Annotated in this window: 19 protein-coding genes; 10 read left to right on the top strand and 9 right to left on the bottom strand. The window is 63.2% G+C overall.

The features are described 5' to 3' along the window. Positions 1–20: 20 nt before the first annotated feature. The 4 genes from coaE to ACXJ16_RS12985 are packed head-to-tail and all read right to left on the bottom strand — an operon-like array spanning position 21 to position 2,927. Positions 21–614 carry a dephospho-CoA kinase gene (gene coaE, locus ACXJ16_RS13000; protein ID WP_463920797.1) on the bottom strand — a complete coding sequence of 198 codons (594 nt, stop codon included), beginning with the start codon at positions 612–614 and terminating at the stop codon, positions 21–23. Further along, entirely contained in the window at positions 611–1,468 is an 858-nt protein-coding gene (locus tag ACXJ16_RS12995; RefSeq protein ID WP_463920796.1) for a shikimate dehydrogenase family protein, read from the bottom strand. Before ACXJ16_RS12995 ends, coaE begins: the two co-directional genes overlap by 4 nt. Then, positions 1,465–2,049 (bottom strand): Maf family protein, encoded by a 585-nt coding sequence (locus ACXJ16_RS12990; protein ID WP_463920795.1) that lies wholly within the window; start codon positions 2,047–2,049, stop codon positions 1,465–1,467. Before ACXJ16_RS12990 ends, ACXJ16_RS12995 begins: the two co-directional genes overlap by 4 nt. 32 nt (positions 2,050–2,081) lie before the next feature. Continuing rightward, entirely contained in the window at positions 2,082–2,927 is an 846-nt protein-coding gene (locus ACXJ16_RS12985) for a pyruvate, water dikinase regulatory protein (RefSeq protein ID WP_054442061.1), read from the bottom strand. A gap of 357 nt (positions 2,928–3,284) precedes the next feature. On the opposite strand from ACXJ16_RS12985, the gene hemE reads away from it, so the two are divergent. The 4 genes from hemE (at position 3,285) to ACXJ16_RS12965 (ending at position 7,087) form a co-directional block, all read left to right on the top strand. Continuing rightward, positions 3,285–4,310 (top strand): uroporphyrinogen decarboxylase, encoded by a 1,026-nt coding sequence (gene hemE / locus ACXJ16_RS12980; protein ID WP_324697477.1) that lies wholly within the window; start codon positions 3,285–3,287, stop codon positions 4,308–4,310. Positions 4,311–4,420: 110 nt separating this feature from the next. Continuing rightward, complete coding sequence (locus tag ACXJ16_RS12975; RefSeq protein ID WP_324697479.1) at positions 4,421–4,864, top strand: CopD family protein; 444 nt, start codon at positions 4,421–4,423, stop codon at positions 4,862–4,864. A 237-nt stretch (positions 4,865–5,101) separates the two neighbouring features. Then, positions 5,102–6,358, top strand: a complete 1,257-nt coding sequence (rho, locus tag ACXJ16_RS12970; protein ID WP_054442058.1) for a transcription termination factor Rho — start codon at positions 5,102–5,104, stop codon at positions 6,356–6,358. Between the two features lie 51 nt (positions 6,359–6,409). Next, on the top strand, positions 6,410–7,087 hold the full coding sequence (locus ACXJ16_RS12965) for a TerC family protein (RefSeq protein ID WP_132468695.1): 678 nt from the start codon (positions 6,410–6,412) through the stop codon (positions 7,085–7,087). A gap of 87 nt (positions 7,088–7,174) precedes the next feature. Here ACXJ16_RS12965 and ACXJ16_RS12960 read toward each other — a convergent pair whose 3' ends face one another. The 3 genes from ACXJ16_RS12960 to ACXJ16_RS12950 are packed head-to-tail and all read right to left on the bottom strand — an operon-like array spanning position 7,175 to position 10,455. Further along, positions 7,175–8,143, bottom strand: a complete 969-nt coding sequence (locus ACXJ16_RS12960) for a quinone oxidoreductase family protein (protein WP_463920794.1) — start codon at positions 8,141–8,143, stop codon at positions 7,175–7,177. A 25-nt stretch (positions 8,144–8,168) separates the two neighbouring features. After that, the gene (locus tag ACXJ16_RS12955; RefSeq protein WP_463920793.1) at positions 8,169–9,755 is read right to left on the bottom strand and encodes an FMN-binding glutamate synthase family protein; all 1,587 of its coding nucleotides are present in this window, start codon (positions 9,753–9,755) and stop codon (positions 8,169–8,171) included. 4 nt (positions 9,756–9,759) lie between these two features. Beyond that, complete coding sequence (locus tag ACXJ16_RS12950; RefSeq protein ID WP_463920791.1) at positions 9,760–10,455, bottom strand: dienelactone hydrolase family protein; 696 nt, start codon at positions 10,453–10,455, stop codon at positions 9,760–9,762. Between the two features lie 137 nt (positions 10,456–10,592). Between ACXJ16_RS12950 and ACXJ16_RS12945 the strand changes: the two genes are divergently transcribed. The 6 genes from ACXJ16_RS12945 to ACXJ16_RS12920 all read left to right on the top strand — a co-directional run bounded on the left by ACXJ16_RS12945 (position 10,593) and on the right by ACXJ16_RS12920 (position 16,489). Continuing rightward, a complete protein-coding gene (locus ACXJ16_RS12945) occupies positions 10,593–10,853 on the top strand; it encodes a DUF6489 family protein (RefSeq protein WP_054442054.1) in 261 nt (86 codons plus the stop codon). A 55-nt stretch (positions 10,854–10,908) separates the two neighbouring features. Beyond that, entirely contained in the window at positions 10,909–12,186 is a 1,278-nt protein-coding gene (mnmE, locus tag ACXJ16_RS12940) for a tRNA uridine-5-carboxymethylaminomethyl(34) synthesis GTPase MnmE (protein WP_463920790.1), read from the top strand. Positions 12,187–12,253: 67 nt separating this feature from the next. After that, a complete protein-coding gene (gene mnmG, locus ACXJ16_RS12935; RefSeq protein ID WP_463920789.1) occupies positions 12,254–14,101 on the top strand; it encodes a tRNA uridine-5-carboxymethylaminomethyl(34) synthesis enzyme MnmG in 1,848 nt (615 codons plus the stop codon). Continuing rightward, on the top strand, positions 14,098–14,736 hold the full coding sequence (rsmG, locus tag ACXJ16_RS12930; protein ID WP_324697492.1) for a 16S rRNA (guanine(527)-N(7))-methyltransferase RsmG: 639 nt from the start codon (positions 14,098–14,100) through the stop codon (positions 14,734–14,736). Before mnmG ends, rsmG begins: the two co-directional genes overlap by 4 nt. Continuing rightward, positions 14,733–15,509 carry a ParA family protein gene (locus tag ACXJ16_RS12925; RefSeq protein ID WP_054442050.1) on the top strand — a complete coding sequence of 259 codons (777 nt, stop codon included), beginning with the start codon at positions 14,733–14,735 and terminating at the stop codon, positions 15,507–15,509. The genes rsmG and ACXJ16_RS12925 overlap by 4 nt, the downstream gene beginning before the upstream one ends. Beyond that, the gene (locus ACXJ16_RS12920; protein WP_324697494.1) at positions 15,506–16,489 is read left to right on the top strand and encodes a ParB/RepB/Spo0J family partition protein; all 984 of its coding nucleotides are present in this window, start codon (positions 15,506–15,508) and stop codon (positions 16,487–16,489) included. The genes ACXJ16_RS12925 and ACXJ16_RS12920 overlap by 4 nt, the downstream gene beginning before the upstream one ends. A 70-nt stretch (positions 16,490–16,559) precedes the next feature. Here the strand turns inward: ACXJ16_RS12920 and ACXJ16_RS12915 are convergent, their stop codons facing one another. Together ACXJ16_RS12915 and ACXJ16_RS12910 are read right to left on the bottom strand one after the other, a co-directional pair. Next, complete coding sequence (locus tag ACXJ16_RS12915) at positions 16,560–17,222, bottom strand: glycine zipper 2TM domain-containing protein (protein ID WP_463920787.1); 663 nt, start codon at positions 17,220–17,222, stop codon at positions 16,560–16,562. Positions 17,223–17,345: 123 nt separating this feature from the next. Beyond that, complete coding sequence (locus ACXJ16_RS12910) at positions 17,346–17,828, bottom strand: GAF domain-containing protein (RefSeq protein WP_054442047.1); 483 nt, start codon at positions 17,826–17,828, stop codon at positions 17,346–17,348. Positions 17,829–17,848: the final 20 nt, after the last annotated feature.

The following is a 17,848-nucleotide window of genomic DNA, read 5'->3' as shown; positions in this document are numbered from 1 at the left end:
TCGCAAGGCCCTGAAGGCGATTATTCTGACTCGGTCAACGCATGTACGATGCGCTCCACCTGATCGCGGGTTTCCGCCAGCGACGTGCCGGTATCGATGATAAAGTCGGCGCGCGCCCGCTTCTCGGCATCGGGAACCTGAAGGCCGAGAATCTGCTCGAACCTGTCTTTCGTCATGCCCGGCCGTGCCAGCACGCGCTCGCGCTGAGTCTCCGCCGGGGCCGACACGACCGCCACCGCGCCAAGGCCCCGATGGCCGCCTTTTTCGTAGAGCAGCGGAATGTCGAAGACGATCAGCGGACTCGCGCCGTGATCGCTCATGAACTGCTCGCGCATCGCCGCAACGGCAGGGTGGACGATGCCTTCCAGGCGGGAAAGAGCATCCTTGTTTCCGAAAACGGCAGCGCCAAGCTTCTGCCGCTCCACCCCGCCGGGGCCGGTCGTTCCGGGAAACGCCGCCTCGATCGCGGGCAGGAGCGCGCCGCCCGGCCCCTGAAGCTCGTGAACGGCGGCATCGGCATCGAAGACCGGCACTCCCAGTTCACGAAACATGGTCGCCACCGTGGACTTTCCCATGCCGATCGACCCGGTGAGCCCAAGGACCATCCGAGTCATGCCAGCAGGCGCTCGCGCAATTCGGAATCATGCTCGCGCGGCGGTGTCTCACCGAAGAAATGGGTGAAGGCGATATCGGCCTGGCCGATCAACATCGCCAGACCGTCCACCGTATCGAACCCCGCTTCGCGCGCGGCTTTCAGGAACGGCGTATCGAGGGGGCTGGTGACGATATCGTAGGCAACGCTGCGCGGCGGAGCGTGCGACAGGTCGAAGGCGAGCGGCGGCTGTCCGGTCATGCCCAACGGGCTGGCGTTGACGATCACGTCGAAACACCGTTCGCGATCATCAAAGGCAAAATCGGTGGGTTCGGCGAAGTGGGAGAGATCGATGGCGTGATGATCGCTCTGCGTGGTGAGTTCGTCGAGCATCGTCTGCGCCTTGGCCGGATCGCGGCCGGCGAGCACGATGACGAATCCCTTTTCCGCCAGCGCCGCGACGATCGCGCGCGAGGCACCGCCCGTGCCGAGAATCCGCGCCATGCGGAACAGGTGCGTTTCTTCGAGACGCTCCCGCAGGGGCTCGAGGAAGCCCGGAGCATCGGTGTTGTAACCGGTCAGAGTCCCGTCCTGCTCCCGCACGACGGTGTTCACCGCGCCGATCTTCGCGGCGAGGGGATCGAGCCGGTCCAGCAGCGGCAGAATCGCCAGCTTGTGGGGCATGGTAACGTTGCAGCCGCGCCAGTCGGTATCGAGACGACGCTCGGCCAGATAGGCGGCGAGCCCGTCGGCGGGCACGCGATGACGATCGTAGCGTCCTTCGATTCCCAGCTTTTCGAGCCAGAATCCGTGAATCACCGGCGACTTCGACTGGGCAATGGGGTCGCCGATCACTTCGGCATAAGGCAGGCTCATTTCGCGATTTCTCCCAGGCGGCGCAGCGCCGCCTGCACCTTGAGCAGCGGCATGCCGAGAATGGTGAAATAGTCCCCCTCGACCGCTTCGAAAAGCTGCACGCCGCGCGCCTCGATGCGGAATACGCCGACACAGCCGGCAACTTCGGGCCATTCGGCATCGAGATATTCGGCGATGAAGGGCTCCGACATCTCGACCACATGCAGCGAAGCAACCGCATCCTCCGCCCAGATCACTTCGCCGTCACGCGCGAGTGCGGCCGCACTGTGGAGATTCATGATCTTGCCCGAGAAGAAGCGCAGGTGCTCCGCCGCAGATTCGCGGCTTTCCGGCTTGTCGAACCGGCGGCCGCCACATTCGACGAGGGAATCACTGCCGAGCACAAGCTGGCCGGGCGCGCCCGCCGAAACCGCGAGCGCCTTGGCCTTGGCAAGGGCGAGGGCGATCTCGGCCGGCGCCGCGCCGGACAGCTCCGCTTCGAGCGCCCGCTCATCGACGTGAGCGGGTTGCGCGCGGAAAGGAATGGCGGCGGCTTCAAGCATGGCGCGCCGCGAGGCGCTCTGGGACGCGAGGACGATCATCGACAATTTCCTGAGATTCAGATTCGGCGGATTCAGATGGGCTTGGGGCCAAGTGGGCCTTGCAGGCCCGAAGCCCTGCGCTCGTTATAGAGATTGATGATCGCCGCCGCCGTTTCCTCGATGGAACGGCGGGTCACGTCGATCACCGGCCAGGAATTGTCGGCGAACATGCGCCGCGCATATTTCAGCTCATCCTCGACCCTATCGGTCTTCACGTAGTCGGTATCGGGAGACTGGCTGAGCGAGAGCAGGCGGTTGCGACGGATCTGAATCAGCCGGTCGGGCGCGGTCGTAAGCCCGACCACCATCGGCCGCTTGAGCCCGAACAGGGCCGCAGGCGGCGGACTTTCGACCACGATCGGGATATTGGCGACCTTGTATCCGCGATTGGCAAGATAGATCGAAGTGGGCGTCTTGCTGGTGCGCGATACGCCCGCCAGCAGGATATCCGCTTCTTCCCATTCCTCCCAGGCGATCCCGTCGTCATGGGCGATGGTGAACTGAATCGCATCGACACGCGCGAAATAGGCATCGTCCAGCCGATGCTGGCGGCCGGGCCGCCCCTTGGCTTCCTGGCCGAGCAGGGCTTCCAGCGCATCCGTCACGCCATCCAGCACGGCAATCGCCGGCAGGCCGAGAATCTGACAGCGTTCTTCCAGCCTTCCCCGCGTTTCCTCGTTCACCAGGGTGAAGAAGACGAGTCCGGGATTGGCGGCGATCTCGCCCATGATCCTGTCGAGGTGCTGCTGTGAACGGACCATCGGCCAGAAATGTCGCAGGACGTCTGAATCGTCGAACTGGGCGAGGGCCGCCTTCGCGATCATCTCGAGCGTTTCGCCGGTGGAATCCGAGAGCAAATGAAGGTGAAATCGCGCCATGCGAGGCTTTTCCAGGGTCTTTCACGGAAGGCGGCCGGCAGGGCGCCGGGGCCTGTGGATACGTCCGGGCATAAACCACGGGACTGGTCTGGTGACAACTCGGATCCCGGGTTTCCTCCCCATTGAACCGATTCAACGGGCAGACTTGCGAACATGATTCAAATCCAAATCACACCCTGTGGGTAACAGGGATAAAGAGTCTTTGACTCAGACTCCATCGAGAGTCGCTTCGCAGATTTGAACCTGTTCACCGTGGAATAATTCGGGCAAGATTCAATCGTCCCCGATATCCACAGGACCAACAGACTCCATCATCCTTCTAAGAATCTTTATTTTTTTGATCGGACCTGAATCTCGATGCCTGGCCTCCTTCTCGAAAACCTGCGCGGAACGAACACGAGCAAGCGCCCGATCTGGCTGATGCGCCAGGCCGGAAGATACCTTCCCGAATACCGCGCCCTTCGCGCCGAAAAGGGCGGATTCCTCGCGCTCGTCTATGATACCGACGCTGCGGCCGAAATTACGCTCCAGCCCATCCGCCGCTTCGGATTCGACGGCGCGATCCTCTTCTCGGACATCCTCATCGTCCCTTACGCGATGGGACAGGATCTGCAGTTCCTTGCCGGTGAAGGCCCAAAGCTGACTCCACGCCTGGTCGATCACGCGCTGGTGAATCTCACCGCCGTTCCCGAGCGCCTGACTCCCATCTACGAAACCGTCCGCAAAGTCCGCGCCGGACTCGAATCCGACAAGACCATGCTCGGCTTCGCCGGAAGTCCGTGGACTGTCGCAACCTACATGTGCGCAGGCGAAGGCAGCCGGGATCAGCATGAGACGCGGGCAATGGCCTATCGCGACCCTGCGGCGTTCGAGGCGATCATCCAGGCTATCGTGGGGGTGACTGTCGAATATCTCAGTGGCCAGATCGAAGCCGGAGCGGAAGCCGTCCAGCTCTTCGATTCATGGGCCGGATCACTCTCTCCCGCCCAATTCGAACGTTGGGTCATTGCCCCCAATGCGAAGATCGTATCCGAGATGAAAGCACGCCATCCCGAGACTCCGGTCATCGGATTCCCAAAGGGGGCCGGCGAAAAATTACCGGCATACGCCCGTGAAACCGGAGTCGACGCGGTTGGAATCGATGAAACGATAGACCCGGTCTGGGCGGCGAGAGAGCTTCCCGCCGGGCTTCCGGTGCAAGGGAATCTCGATCCGCTTCTCCTGCTTTCGGGTGGGAACGATCTCGAGATTCAGACTCACCGCGTGCTCGATGCTTTCGCCGACCGGCCGCATGTCTTCAATCTCGGACACGGCATCGGCCAGTTCACGCCGATCGAAAATGTCGAGCGACTGCTAGGCATCGTGCGCGCCTGGTCGCGGTAGAATCCGCGCCAAAACGACCAACCGCCTGACTCGCCCCGGAATCGGCTTGCCCGAATCCGGGCGAGCGTGCAGGAGGTCGCCTTCCGGATTCATCGAGACTCGTGCTGCCCATGCAGGAAGTGCTTTCTATGCTTTATCTCTGGCTCAAGGCCGGACACGTCATTTTCGTGATCTTCTGGATGGCCGGCCTGTTCATGCTGCCGCGCTATTTCGTCTACCATCAGGAATCAGAGCCCGGCTCGGCCGAAGAAGCGCGCTGGATCGATCGCGAATCCAAGCTTCGCAAGATCATCCTCACCCCGTCGCTGGTCCTGGTATGGGTGCTCGGCATCGCTACCGCCTCTGCGATGGGGGCATGGAGCGAAGGCTGGCTTCATACCAAGCTGCTCTTCGTACTGGGCCTGTCGGGCTACCATGGGTGGTTGGTCGGTTACGGCAAGAAGCTGGCAAAGGGCGAACGGCCGCTAACGGGCCGGAAACTGCGCCTGCTCAATGAAATTCCCGGACTTGCAGCAGTAGTGATCGTTATTCTGGTGGTCGTGAAGCCGTTCTGACGATCGGGCGATTCATCGTCCAAAAGCATCACTTGCCGCTCGGGCACTGCGGGAATCTCGATTCAGCCCGGCCACACGCCGTCCCGCAGATGACTCGTTGACCCAAAGCTGCCCAGAGCTTATCTGAGCCTTGTTCCGGCACAGGGCGGCGAGCCCTTTCGCTTGCCCGGATCCGCTTTCCCCAAGCCCAACGATCCCGCCGGCCGACACCCATTTTCCATCCGGAATCCAGACAAGATGCACCTTAAAGAACTCAAGAAGAAAACGTCGGCCGATCTGGTCGAAATGGCCGAGGAACTCGGCGTGGAAGGCGCGTCGACGCTGCGCCGCCAGGACCTCATGTTCGCCATCCTCAAGGAAGTGGCTGAAGACGGTGAGGAAATCATCGGGCAGGGCACCATAGAGGTTCTCACCGATGGCTTCGGCTTCCTGCGCAGCCCCGAGGCGAATTATCTTGCCGGTCCTGACGATATCTACGTCTCGCCCAACCAGGTCCGTAAATGGGGCCTGCGCACCGGCGATACCGTCGAAGGCGAGATCCGTGCTCCCCGCGACGGCGAGCGTTACTTCGCCATCACCAAGCTCATCAGCGTCAACTTCGACGATCCCGACGTGGTGCGCCACCGCGTCAACTTCGACAACCTGACACCGCTCTACCCCGATCAGCGCCTGAAGCTCGACAGCCTCGACCCCACGGTCAAGGACAAGTCGGCCCGCGTGATCGATCTCATTTCGCCGCAGGGCAAGGGCCAGCGCGCCCTGATCGTGGCCCCGCCGCGCACCGGCAAAACCGTGCTGTTGCAGAACATGGCCAAGGCCATCACTGACAACCATCCGGAAGTCTTCCTTCTCGTGCTGCTCGTCGACGAGCGCCCGGAAGAAGTCACCGACATGCAGCGCTCGGTGAAGGGCGAGGTCATCTCCTCCACCTTCGACGAACCCGCCCAGCGCCACGTCCAGGTCGCCGAAATGGTGATCGAGAAGGCCAAGCGCCTCGTCGAGCACAAGCGCGACGTCGTGATCCTGCTGGACTCGATCACCCGTCTCGGCCGCGCCTACAACACCGTGGTGCCCAGCTCGGGCAAGGTGCTGACCGGTGGTGTCGACGCCAACGCCCTGCAGCGCCCCAAGCGCTTCTTCGGCGCCGCGCGCAACATCGAGGAGGGCGGTTCGCTCTCGATCATCGCTACGGCCCTGATCGACACCGGCAGCCGCATGGACGAAGTCATCTTCGAAGAGTTCAAGGGCACCGGTAACTCGGAAATCGTCCTTGATCGCAAGGTGGCGGACAAGCGCATCTTCCCGGCGCTCGATGTCGGCAAGTCGGGCACCCGCAAGGAAGAGCTGCTGGTTCCCAAGGACCAGCTCACCAAGATGTGGGTCCTTCGCCGCATTCTCATGCAGATGGGCACCGTCGATGCGATGGAGTTCCTGCTCGACAAGATGAAGGACTCGAAGACCAACGAGGACTTCTTCTCGACGATGAACCAGTAAGCAGGGAGTCCCGGCTTGAGCATCCTGCAGACACTTGTCGCTACCTCCTCGATGGGAGGTCCGGCGGAGATCTGGCAGCACATCGTCAACGATTTCTCGAACCTTGGGACGCCGGCAGCCATGTCGGCGTTCCTTCAGGTGCTGATGATCGACGTGGTACTGGCGGGCGACAATGCCATCGTCGTCGGCGCACTGGCAGCGGGGCTTCCCGCCGACCAGCGCAAGAAGGTCATCGCCATCGGCGTGATCGCAGCGTTGGTGCTGCGCATCGGTTTCGCGCTTGTCGTGACCTGGCTGCTCGGCCTTGTCGGGCTGATCTTCGCTGGCGGATTGCTGCTGCTCTGGGTCGCGTGGAAGATGTACCGCGAGCTTCACGGCGGTGAACATTCCCCCGGCTCGCCGGAAATAGAGGGTGACGAGAGTTCCGGCCTCAAGCCTGCCAAGAGCTTTGCCGGAGCGGCAATCTCGGTTGCGGTGGCGGACATCTCGATGTCGATCGACAACGTGCTCGGCGTAGCCGGCGCGGCGCGCGATCATCCCGGCATCCTGATCGTGGGCCTGGTCTTCGCAGTGGCCCTCATGGGCGTCGCCGCGAACTTCATTGCGCGCTACATCGAACGCTATCGCTGGATAGCCTGGATCGGCCTTGCGGTGATCCTCTATGTGGCGGCAAAGATGATCTATGAGGGGTGGGTAGACCCGCAGCTCGGGATCATCACGCTGATCTGACGAATGAAAAGGGCCCGGATTTCCGGGCCCTTTTCTTTTTGATCGATGTTCCGGAGACGATTGCCCCTCACGGGCTCTCCTATTTGTTCAAGGCATCAGCACCGTGGACCCTGTGGTAGCCCGGCTCTCCAGCGCGCGGTGGGCCTCGGCGGCATCCTCCAACCGGTAGGTCTGGCCGATATGGGGCCTGAGAATCCCGGCGGCGATCCGGTCGAACAGTTTCCCTGCGCTGACGGCGAGCTGCTCCGGCGTGGCAATGTAGTCGGCAAGGGTCGGGCGGGTGAGGTAGATCGATCCCGCTTTCATCAGGTCCAGCGGCGCAATCGCGGGAACCGGTCCCGAGGCATTTCCGTAAGTCACCATGAATCCGCGCTTGCGGAGCGAAGCGAGCGATGCGGACCAGGATGCCGCGCCGACGCCGTCATAGACCACATGGCACATCTCGCCCCTGGTGATCTCGCGGATGGCTTCGGGCAATTCGCTGAAATCGCAATGGAGGGAGTGCTCGCCTGGAACCTGCGCCGCCTTTTCGGCGCTGCCCGAGTGGGCGATCACGGTTGCGCCTTTATCCAGCAGCCATGGCACCAGTAGCGAACCGACTCCCCCGGCCGCCGAATGCACCAGAGCGACATCGCCCTTTCCGGCGGCATATGTCTCTTCCGCGAGATAGCAGGCGGTGAGTCCCTTGAGCATGACGGCTGCCGCAATCTCCGGAGCGATCGTGTCGGGGATGGGCATGGCCTGCGCCGCCTTCACAATGCGGTGCGTGGCATAGGCCCCGCCGGCATAAGTCGTGCCGACACGCTCACCCGGCGAAAAGCCGGCCACGTCGGTGCCAAGCGCGATGATCCTTCCGACGCTTTCCGATCCGAGCTTGATCGGCAACGGGTCGGCATAGAGTCCCTTGCGGTAGTAAGTGTCGATGAAGTTGAGTCCGACCGCTTCGGTCTCGATCAGCAATTCGCCGGGACCGGGGCAGGGGACTTCGAAATCCTCCCGCTCGATCACTTCGGGGCCGCCATGGCTTCGGGCGATCATCCTGTATCCGGTGGTCATGTCGGCAAGTCCTTGGAATTTGCGTTCAGAACACGCGTCTGAACGTGTCCGCCCGGGCGACGTTCCAGGCGCGGGCGTAGGGGGTGGATTCGGGGTCGGCGAGCAGTTCGCCGGGTTTCAGGAAACGGTACACTTCGTCCAGTGGTCCGGCCTTGGCGCTGTCTATCCGCTGGTACATGTCGTGCTGGTTGAGGCCCCAGGGACTGTCATAGCCCATGGCGACGACAATCTCGCGGAGGGATTTCAATGTTTCCTTCTGGAACCGGGCGACGCGTTCCGCCTTATCCTCGACCACGAGTCCGCGCTGGCGCCAGGCGACCTGGGTGGCAACGCCGGTTGGACATTCGCCGGTGTGGCATTTCATCGATTGCACGCAGCCGAGCGAGAACATGAAGGCGCGGGCGGCATTGCACCAGTCCGCCCCCAGCGCGAAGGCACGGGCCATGCCGGCACCGGAATGGACCTTGCCCGAAGCGCCGAGGCGGATCCTGTCCTTCAGGTTGGCACCCACAAGGGCATTGCGCATCAGCGTCAGCCCTTCCCGCAGCGGCATGCCGACATTGTCGGTAAGTTCCTGCGGCGCGGCGCCGGTCCCGCCCTCGGCACCGTCTACAACTATGAAGTCCGGTGTGATTCCGGTTTCCAGCATGGCCTTGACCAGCGCCATGACTTCATGCGGTTGGCCGACACAGAGCTTCATGCCTGCAGGTTTGCCGCCCGAAAGTTTGCGCAGCTGTTCGAGCCACTGGAGCAGTTCGATGGGCGTTGAAAATGCGGAATGGGCCGCGGGCGACAGGCAGTCCTCGCCGACTTCGACCTTGCGGGCCTCGGCAATCTCGGGCGTGACCTTGGGGCCGGGCAGTACGCCGCCGTGGCCGGGCTTGGCGCCCTGGCTCAGCTTGATCTCGACCATCTTGACCTGATCGCTCTGCGCCTGCTCTGCGAAGAGATCCGGATCGAAGCTGCCGTCCTTGTGACGGCATCCGAAGTAGCCGCTGCCCAGTTCCCAGATCAGATCGCCGCCATAAGTGCGGTGGTAGCGGCTGATCGATCCTTCGCCGGTGTCATGCGCGAAGCCGCCCAGCGCGGCACCCTTGTTGAGCGCTTCGATGGCATTGGCCGAAAGCGAGCCGAAGCTCATGGCCGAGATATTGAGCAGCGCGCTCTCGTAAGGCTTCGCGCACTGATCGCCCCCAATCTTCACGCGCCATGATTCAGGCGCTTTTTCGTTTGGTGCGATCGAATGGCCGAGCCATTCGTATTCGTCGGAATAGACATCGAGCTCAGTGCCCATCGGGTGCGAGGATATGTCACCCTTGGCACGCGCATAGACAAGGCTGCGCTCCTCGATCGTGAAGGGGCGGCCTTCGCGGTCTCCCTCGACGACATAGGCGCGCAGATAGGGCCGTAAGTCCTCGAACAGCCAGCGCACGCGCGCAATCAGCGGATAGTTTCGCCGGAGTGCGTGGCGGTCCTGAACGAAGTCCCAGAGGGTCAGCAGCAGGACCGGCACCATCAGCACCAGCGCCCAGCGCCATGACGGAACGAGCCAGCTCAGGGCCGTGAGAGTCACGACTGCAAGCGGCACGGCATAGCGCGGGGCCACCGTCATCGGCTTAACCGATATGCTCCGCGAAGAAGGCCTCGGTTCGTCCATCGGCGAGCGCTGCGCCGGCTTCGTCGCGGCGGGCGCCGATTTCGGCGGCGAAGCCGTGGTCCAGGCCTTCGTAGTCCCACAGGGTGACGCGCGGATGATCGTCCAGCCCTTCGTGGATGGCCTTCTGCGCGGCGGCGTCCACGAAGTGATCAGCGGTGGGGATGTGCAGCATGAGCGGACGGGCGATCGCGTGCTTCTCGTTCAGCATCTGGTCGATCATCACGCCATAGTAGCCGACCGAGGCATCGATGTCGGTACGGGCGGCGACCATGTAGGCAATGCGGCCACCCATGCAGAAACCGACAAGCCCGATCTTCGGCACGCCTTCCTCGCGGCGGATCCAGTGGATCACCGCCTCAAGGTCGCGGATTCCGAGATCGAAGTCATGGGCCATCATGTGGCCGATGGCCTGGTTGAATTCCTCCTCGACATAGGGGCTCAGTTCGATGCCGGGCTTCTGGCGCCAGAAGGTGTCCGGCGCGACGGCGAGGTAGCCCTTGGCGGCCCAGCTGTCCGCCTTCTGGCGGATGCCGGCATCGACGCCGAAGATTTCCTGCTGGACGATGATCGCACCGCGCGGCGTGCCTTCGGGGCGAGCGATATAGGCGGGGATCATGCCGTCGCCGTCGAGCGTCGGGATGTCTGTATTGGTCATGGGAGACTCTCCTGGGAAATGCACTCTCGAAGCCTTTTGGCCCCGATATGCGTTTAGGTCGAGGGTAGGCACGAGCGATGGACTTTGCCATCGCCATGTGTCACGCAAGGTACAGAAATTCCAAAAGGGAGGCCGGGATGAAGGTCAATGTCGAGGTCGAATGCTCGCCTGAAGAGGCCCGGCGGTTCCTCGGTCTACCCGACGTCACCAAGGCCAACGAGGTCTATGTGGACGCGCTGGCCAAGGCCATGCAGGGCGTGGGCAATTTCGACCAGCTCCAGGAACTGACCAAGCAGGTTGCGCCTATGGGACAGTTCGGGCTCAAGCTGTTCCAGCAATTCCTTGAAAGCGGTGCTGCCATGGCGATGAGCGGCAGCAAGCCGAAGAAGGATAGCTAGAGCCTGGGCGTCGTCCGGGGGTTCACCTCGGGACGGCTCTGCGGTAGCGGGCTTTATGCCCGACACGATTTTCGCGCTTTCCAGCGGTTCTCCTCCTGCCGCCATCGGCGTAGTCCGCATCAGCGGACTTGACGCGGGGGCGGCGCTTGTCGCTTTGGCTGGCTCGCTGCCCGATCCGCGCCGCGCCAGCTATCGGCGGCTGCGCGGTGCCGATGGCACCATACTCGACCAGGCCCTGATACTGTGGTTTCCCGGATCGGCCACGGCTACCGGCGAAGACCTTGCCGAACTTCATCTGCATGGCGGCAGGGCCGTGGTGGCAGCGGTCGAAGCCGCGCTATCCGACATGCCCGGCTTGCGGCGAGCGGTTCCGGGCGAGTTTACGCGCCGTGCCTTTGCCAATGGGCGCATCGATCTGGCCGAGGCGGAGGGCCTTGCAGAGCTACTTTCGGCGGAAACCGAGCTTCAGCGTCGCAGCGCGCTTGCGATGGCGGGAGGGGCATTTTCGCTTCAGGTAGAAGCCTGGCGTGAGCGTGTGCTGCGCGCGTCTGCTTCGGTAGAAGCCGTGCTCGACTTTGGCGACGAAGACGACGTTTCCGATCTTCCGCAGGACTTTCTCGCCGGTCTCGCCATGTTGCGCGGCGAACTGGCGGGCTGGCTTTCGCGGCCGCGTGCAGAAGTGCTGCGGGAAGGTTTTCGGGTCGTTCTTGCCGGGCCGCCGAATGCCGGGAAGAGCACCCTGTTCAACGCGCTGGTCGAGGATGACGCAGCGATCACCTCTCCCCTTGCCGGCACGACGCGGGACGTGTTGACCCGTGTTGTGTCGCTCGGCGGCGTTCCTTTCGTCTTCGGCGATACGGCGGGCCTTCGCGATGAGACCGGAGACGAGATCGAAGCGATCGGTATTTCGCGGGCGCGGGCCGAACTGGACCGGGCGGACCTCGTGCTCTGGCTCGGGCCGGAACAGGAAGGTCCGGAAGGATGCTGGGAGATTGCCGCCCGTGCTGACGTGTTTCACGTGGAACAGAAGCGGGCGCCCCGTCACCGCGTTTCGGCGGTCACGGGGGAGGGGGTCGACGGCCTTCGCCGCGATCTCATCGAAACGGCCTCGAAGGCGATGCCGCGTCCCGGTGAAGCCGCACTCAACCGGCGGCAGTATGCGCTTGTGGCTGAAGCCGAACGGGCAATCGGAGCAGCCGCGCAGGAGAGCGATCCACTGCTGGTGGCTGAGGCACTGCGGCTGGCCCGATTGAGCTTTGACGCATTGATCGGCCGGGCGACGACTGAGGACATGCTGGACGCCTTGTTCGGACGTTTCTGTATCGGCAAATGAGCATGTTCCACGTGAAACATTCAAGGCGCTTTGACGGGAGTCATCGCTTCGGGTAAGCGCGTGGGCCATGCATTCTTTCGACGTAATCGTGATCGGCGGCGGTCATGCCGGCTGCGAGGCGGCTGCTGTCGCCGCGCGCATGGGTGCGCGTGTCGCACTGGTGAGCTTTGATCTCGACGCGGTTGGGGCCATGAGCTGCAATCCGGCCATTGGCGGACTGGGCAAGGGACATCTCGTGCGGGAGGTCGATGCCTTCGATGGATTGATTGCGCGCGCTGCCGATGCCGCCGCGATCCATTACCGGATGCTCAATCGCTCGAAGGGGAGCGCGGTTCAAGGGCCGCGCGTCCAGGCCGACCGCAAACTGTTCCGGGCGGCGATTCACCGGCTTCTGAAGGAGCAGGGTGACCTGACTCTTGTTGCCGGCGAAGCGTCCGCTCTGGTCCTTGAGCAGGGCAGGGCAGTCGGCATCGATCTTGCCGACGGCACCCGGCTTGACGCGCGGGCCGTGGTTCTTTGCACCGGCACGTTCCTCGGCGGAACCCTTTTCCGGGGAGAGGAACGGCTTACGGGCGGGCGTATCGGAGAGGCCTCCGCGCAGAGGCTGGCGGCGCAGCTCAGGGATGCGGCGCTGCCGATGGCGCGTCTGAAGACGGGTACCCCGCCGCGTCTTGACGGGCGAACCATCGACTGGGCTCGTCTCGATGAGCAGCCGTCCGATGGCGAAGACTGGACCATGTCGGCGATGGGGCGGGGGCGCACCGTCCCGCAGGTTTTCTGCGCGATCACCCGGACCAACCCGCGCACGCATGACGTCATCCGCGAAAACCTGCATCGCTCGCCGCTCTTCACCGGTGCCATCGGCGCGCAGGGGCCGCGGTATTGTCCATCGATCGAGGACAAGATTCACCGGTTCGCCGATCGGGATGGCCATCAGATCTTTCTTGAGCCGGAAGGGCTCGATAACCCGCTCGTCTATCCCAATGGTGTAAGCACCTCGCTGCCTGCCGATGTGCAGCTTCAGATGCTGCGCACGATGGAAGGACTGGAACGGGTCGAGATGGTCGTGCCGGGGTATGCGGTGGAGTATGACCATATCGATCCGCGCGCCTTGCGGACGAGCCTGGAAATTCGCGACATCCCCGGAGTCTACTGTGCCGGGCAGATCAATGGCACCACCGGCTACGAAGAGGCGGCGGCGCAGGGGCTGGTTGCAGGCATGCACGCCGCTTCGGTCGTGCTCGGCCGCGATGGTCCCGCGTTGGACCGTGCGAACAGCTACATGGCGGTGATGATCGACGACCTCACCCTGCAAGGCGTGAGCGAACCCTATCGTATGCTGACAGCGCGCGCCGAGTATCGGCTTCGTCTGCGCGCCAATAATGCCACGACGCGTCTTACTCCTCTCGCGATCGAGATCGGAGCTGCCGGGGCCGAGCGTCAGGCGTGGTTCGATGCAAGGCTCGAAGCGAGAGTGCGCATCGACGAAGCTTTTGATGCGACGGTTTCCGCCAACGATCTCGCCAACGCGGGATTGCCGGTCCGCGTCGATATCGGCCGCTTGCCGATCCGTGAATGGCTGCGCTTCGGCGATGTGGACCTTGACGGCCTGGCTCCCTGGATCGACGAGGCCTTGCTGGGTGATGAGAATCTGGTCGAGGAGATGGTGGAGGATGCGGCTTACGCGCCCTATCTCGAGCGGCAGGAGCGTGAGTTGCGCGAACTTCGCGCCAGCGAATCTCTGCCCTTGCCCGAGAATTTCCCTTACGCCGAGATCGCCGGACTTTCGCGCGAGATGGTTGAACGGCTGACGAAGGCGCGTCCCGCAACTCTGGCAGCGGCCGGACGGATACCCGGAATCACTCCGGCAGCGCTGGCAGCGTTGCTGGTCCATGCCCGCAGGGAGGCGGCGTGATAATTACCGAAGACGAAGCAAGGGACTGGCTCCGCGCCCTTCCAGAATGTGATGACGATGCTTGGGTGCGTCTGGAAACGCTGGTCGCAATGCTGGTGGAGGAGAACCGTCAGCAGAACCTCGTATCGGCTGCCAGCCTCGATCAGGTCTGGCTGCGCCATATCGTGGACAGTGCCCAGTTGCTACCACATGTTCCACGTGGAACATCGCCTTGGCTGGATCTTGGCACCGGTGCAGGGTTCCCCGGACTGGTAATCGCGGCACTTCGGCCCGAATGCGAAGTGGTCATGGTTGAATCGCGCAATCGGCGAATCGAATGGCTCGACCGGGCTCGAATCGCGATGGGGCTGGAAAAGGCACGTGTGGTCGGCCAGCGACTCGAACTTGTCGAATCCGTTCCCGTGGGCGTCATTTCCGCACGCGCATTTGCGCCATTGGAAAAGCTTCTGACATTATCCGCTCGTTTTTCCACAAGCGACACGGTTTGGCTGTTGCCGAAGGGGCGGTCGGCAAAGCAAGAATTGGACGACCTTCGCAAGTGGCGGCACATGTTCCACGTGGAACAGTCCCTGACGGACCCGCAGGCAGGCATCATTGTCGGCACCCTGGCTGACAGGAAGGGTATGACCAAGTGATCCGTATCGCCATCGCCAACCAGAAGGGCGGAGTCGGGAAGACCACTACCGCGATCAACGTCGCGACCGCGCTGGCTGCAACCGGTTGGAATACCCTGCTGATCGACCTCGATCCGCAGGGCAATGCCTCTACCGGGATTGGCGTATCGGCTTCCGAGCGCGACCGAACTTCCTATGACGTTCTGGTCGACCGGGTGCGGGTGGCGGATTGCGTGATGCCGACCAAGATACCGGGCCTCGATCTCCTGGCAGCCACGGTCGATCTCTCTGGCGCCGAAGTTGAACTGGTGAACGCGGACGATCGTGCCAATCGCCTGCGGAACGCCTTGCGAGGCGACCTTGGCTACGATGTCTGCCTGATCGATTGCCCGCCGTCGCTCGGCCTGCTCACTCTCAACGCGCTTACCGCAGCCGATACCCTGCTGGTGCCGCTCCAGTGCGAGTTTTTTGCCCTTGAAGGGCTCAGTCAGCTTCTTCAGACGGTGGAGCGGGTTCAGCAGCGTTTCAACCCGGATCTGGGTATTATCGGCATTGCGCTGACCATGTTCGATCGCCGTAACCGCCTGACAGATCAGGTTTCGGAGGATGTGCGCTCGTGCCTTGGGCAGCTTGTCTTCGAAACCACCATCCCGCGTAACGTGCGCCTTTCCGAAGCGCCCAGCCACGGTGTTCCGGCATTGATCTACGATCATGCCTGTGCCGGTAGCCGAGCCTACATGGCCCTGGCGCGCGAACTTATCACCCGACTGCCCGAAAAGAGGAAAGCGGCATGAACGACGATTCCATCGTGCGCATCAGCGTACCCCCCGCCCACAATCCGGTGGCTGCCGCAGCCGCGCCAAAGCAGAAGCCCAAGGGGTTGGGACGCGGTCTCGGTGCGCTCCTGGGTGAAACGCGCCGTGAAGAGCCGCTTGGCTCTCCGAGCGCGGATGGCCGGCCGCCGTTGCCACGGGCAGGGGGCCTTGCCGTGCTGGCCATTGCCGACATCACGCCGCACCCCGATCAGCCGCGCCGGATCTTCGACGAAGAGGCGCTGGAGGAACTGGCCGCATCGATCGCGCATCGCGGGGTGATCCAGCCCATCATCGTGCGTCCGATGGACAACGGCCGGTACCAGCTCGTCGCAGGCGAACGCCGCTGGCGTGCCGCCCAGAAGGCGCAGCTTCACGAGATTCCGGCGCTCGTCCGCGAACTGACCGAGCGCGAGGTCATGGCCCTGGCCCTGATCGAGAACCTTCAGCGAGAGGATCTCAATCCCATCGAAGAAGCGCGGGCGTACAATCGCCTTGCCGAATTCGAGGGTATGACTCAGGCCGAAATCGCTCGCATGGTCGACAAGAGCCGCAGCCACGTTGCGAACTTCCAGCGCCTGCTTGCGTTGCCGGACGGTGTCATCTCGATGGTCGAGAAGGGCAATCTGTCGATGGGCCATGCCCGCGCGCTGATCGGCTGCGACGATGCTGAAGAGATCGCCGAATCGGCCATCGCCAAGCAGATGTCCGTGCGCGAGATCGAGAAGCTGGTGCGGAAGAAGGCACGCGGAGATGTTGCGCCGCGTCGTGCACGCGCCGCGCGCAGTTCACATGACGACGCGGATATCGCAGCTGTTCAGGGGCATCTTGAGGAGTTCCTGGGGCTGCCGGTGAAGATCAATGCCGATGCCGATCCGAAGTCCGGCACGGTGACGATTCGTTACGCCACGCTGGATCAGCTCGATCTCATCTGCCAGCGCCTCACCGGCGGCGCTATCTGAGCGACGCTGTCGCTTCAGGCATGAACGTATCAAGGCGCTGTGCGGGGTAGGCCCGCACAGCGCCTTTCTCTTAACTCGTCGGCGTGATCTTCACCCGCTTGTCAGGCACTGCTTTGGCGCGGCGAGGGATCGTGCGACGGGCAGGACGCACGGGGACGTCCTCGTAGACGTATTCAACGGTTTCGGTGCATTGCGGCTGCGCGACGGGAACCATCGCGACCGGTTGGCTCATGCAGCATCCCTGCGCAGCGTAGCCATAGGTAGGTGCATTCGCGGGATAGGCATAGCCGGCACCGTAGCCGCCATAGGTGCCCGCGCTCTGTGTATAGCGCGCGTAATAATCGTCGAGATAGGCTTCGCATTCGTCGCGGGCACGGGCGCGATCTTCCGACTTGTCGATCGCGGCACCGGCCACGGCCCCCACTGCGGCTCCGGCGATCGTTCCCACAGCGCGATTGCCCCGCCCGGCGATGCGATTACCGGCCAATCCGCCGATGGCGCCGCCAATCAGTGCGCCGCCAACACCCGAATCGCGCGAGCCCACGCGCTGGCGGCAATCCGCGAGCCAGGCGTCCCGTGCCGCCGGGTCGAAGCCCGGCTGCGCTTGCGCGCTGCCATAAGGTGCGGGCACCGGGACATAGCGGGGAAGATCCTGGGATGCATCGCGCGCGGAGACGGGCGAGGCAAGCAGGCTGAGCGCCGCGATGGTAGCGGCGCAGAAAGTGTTACGCATCGGATGCACCCTTTCGCGAACGACGGAGGATCAAAGTCCATCCGTTAACGCAAAATTTAGCATCGCGATGCGCGAAAAACCAAGTATCGGTCTTCCCTGTCCCGTTTCGGGGCAGGGCAATGTTCAGATGGCGTTGGCGACGATCCCGGCGAGTGTCTGCATCCCCGCCGCATCGGCTTCATCGAAGCGGCCGGCGGTCGGGCTGTCCAGATCGATAACCGCTATCACGCGTCCTTCGCGGATCACCGGCACCACGAGTTCGGAGCGGCTGTCGGCGTCGCAGGCGATGTGGCCGGGAAAGGCGTGGACGTCCGGCACGACCTGAGTCTCGCCGCTTGCGGCAGCTGCGCCGCAGACGCCCTGGCCAAACGGAATGCGAATGCAGGCGGGCTTGCCCACGAAAGGCCCAAGAACCAGTTCGTCCTGCAGGTTGCGATAGAATCCGGCCCAATTGAGATCGGGCACAAACTGCCAGATCAGCGCGGCGAGGTTCGCCATGTTGGCGATGCCGTCAGGCTCGCCTTCGACAAGCGCGCGGGCGGCGGCGGCGAGATCGGCGTAGAGTTCGGGCTTGGGCTGGTCGCCCCGGGGAGCAAAGTCGTACATGACGCATCCGTTACTCCAAG

It is taken from the genome of Novosphingobium sp. TK71, from assembly GCF_055361505.1.
Note: the sequence above shows the minus strand (reverse complement) of the source record. Positions and strands in the feature narration are given on the sequence as shown.

Bases quoted from the DNA above. Each gene is read 5' to 3' on its own strand.
- coaE (WP_463920797.1), bottom strand. From the start codon at position 614: ATGACTCGGATGGTCCTTGGGCTCACCGGGTCGATCGGCATGGGAAAG.
- ACXJ16_RS12995 (WP_463920796.1), bottom strand. From the start codon at position 1,468: ATGAGCCTGCCTTATGCCGAAGTGATCGGCGACCCCATTGCCCAGTCG.
- ACXJ16_RS12990 (WP_463920795.1), bottom strand. From the start codon at position 2,049: ATGATCGTCCTCGCGTCCCAGAGCGCCTCGCGGCGCGCCATGCTTGAA.
- ACXJ16_RS12985 (WP_054442061.1), bottom strand. From the start codon at position 2,927: ATGGCGCGATTTCACCTTCATTTGCTCTCGGATTCCACCGGCGAAACG.
- hemE (WP_324697477.1), top strand. From the start codon at position 3,285: ATGCCTGGCCTCCTTCTCGAAAACCTGCGCGGAACGAACACGAGCAAG.
- ACXJ16_RS12975 (WP_324697479.1), top strand. From the start codon at position 4,421: ATGCAGGAAGTGCTTTCTATGCTTTATCTCTGGCTCAAGGCCGGACAC.
- rho (WP_054442058.1), top strand. From the start codon at position 5,102: ATGCACCTTAAAGAACTCAAGAAGAAAACGTCGGCCGATCTGGTCGAA.
- ACXJ16_RS12965 (WP_132468695.1), top strand. From the start codon at position 6,410: ATGGGAGGTCCGGCGGAGATCTGGCAGCACATCGTCAACGATTTCTCG.
- ACXJ16_RS12960 (WP_463920794.1), bottom strand. From the start codon at position 8,143: ATGACCACCGGATACAGGATGATCGCCCGAAGCCATGGCGGCCCCGAA.
- ACXJ16_RS12955 (WP_463920793.1), bottom strand. From the start codon at position 9,755: ATGACGGTGGCCCCGCGCTATGCCGTGCCGCTTGCAGTCGTGACTCTC.
- ACXJ16_RS12950 (WP_463920791.1), bottom strand. From the start codon at position 10,455: ATGACCAATACAGACATCCCGACGCTCGACGGCGACGGCATGATCCCC.
- ACXJ16_RS12945 (WP_054442054.1), top strand. From the start codon at position 10,593: ATGAAGGTCAATGTCGAGGTCGAATGCTCGCCTGAAGAGGCCCGGCGG.
- mnmE (WP_463920790.1), top strand. From the start codon at position 10,909: ATGCCCGACACGATTTTCGCGCTTTCCAGCGGTTCTCCTCCTGCCGCC.
- mnmG (WP_463920789.1), top strand. From the start codon at position 12,254: ATGCATTCTTTCGACGTAATCGTGATCGGCGGCGGTCATGCCGGCTGC.
- ACXJ16_RS12920 (WP_324697494.1), top strand. From the start codon at position 15,506: ATGAACGACGATTCCATCGTGCGCATCAGCGTACCCCCCGCCCACAAT.
- ACXJ16_RS12915 (WP_463920787.1), bottom strand. From the start codon at position 17,222: ATGCGTAACACTTTCTGCGCCGCTACCATCGCGGCGCTCAGCCTGCTT.
- ACXJ16_RS12910 (WP_054442047.1), bottom strand. From the start codon at position 17,828: ATGTACGACTTTGCTCCCCGGGGCGACCAGCCCAAGCCCGAACTCTAC.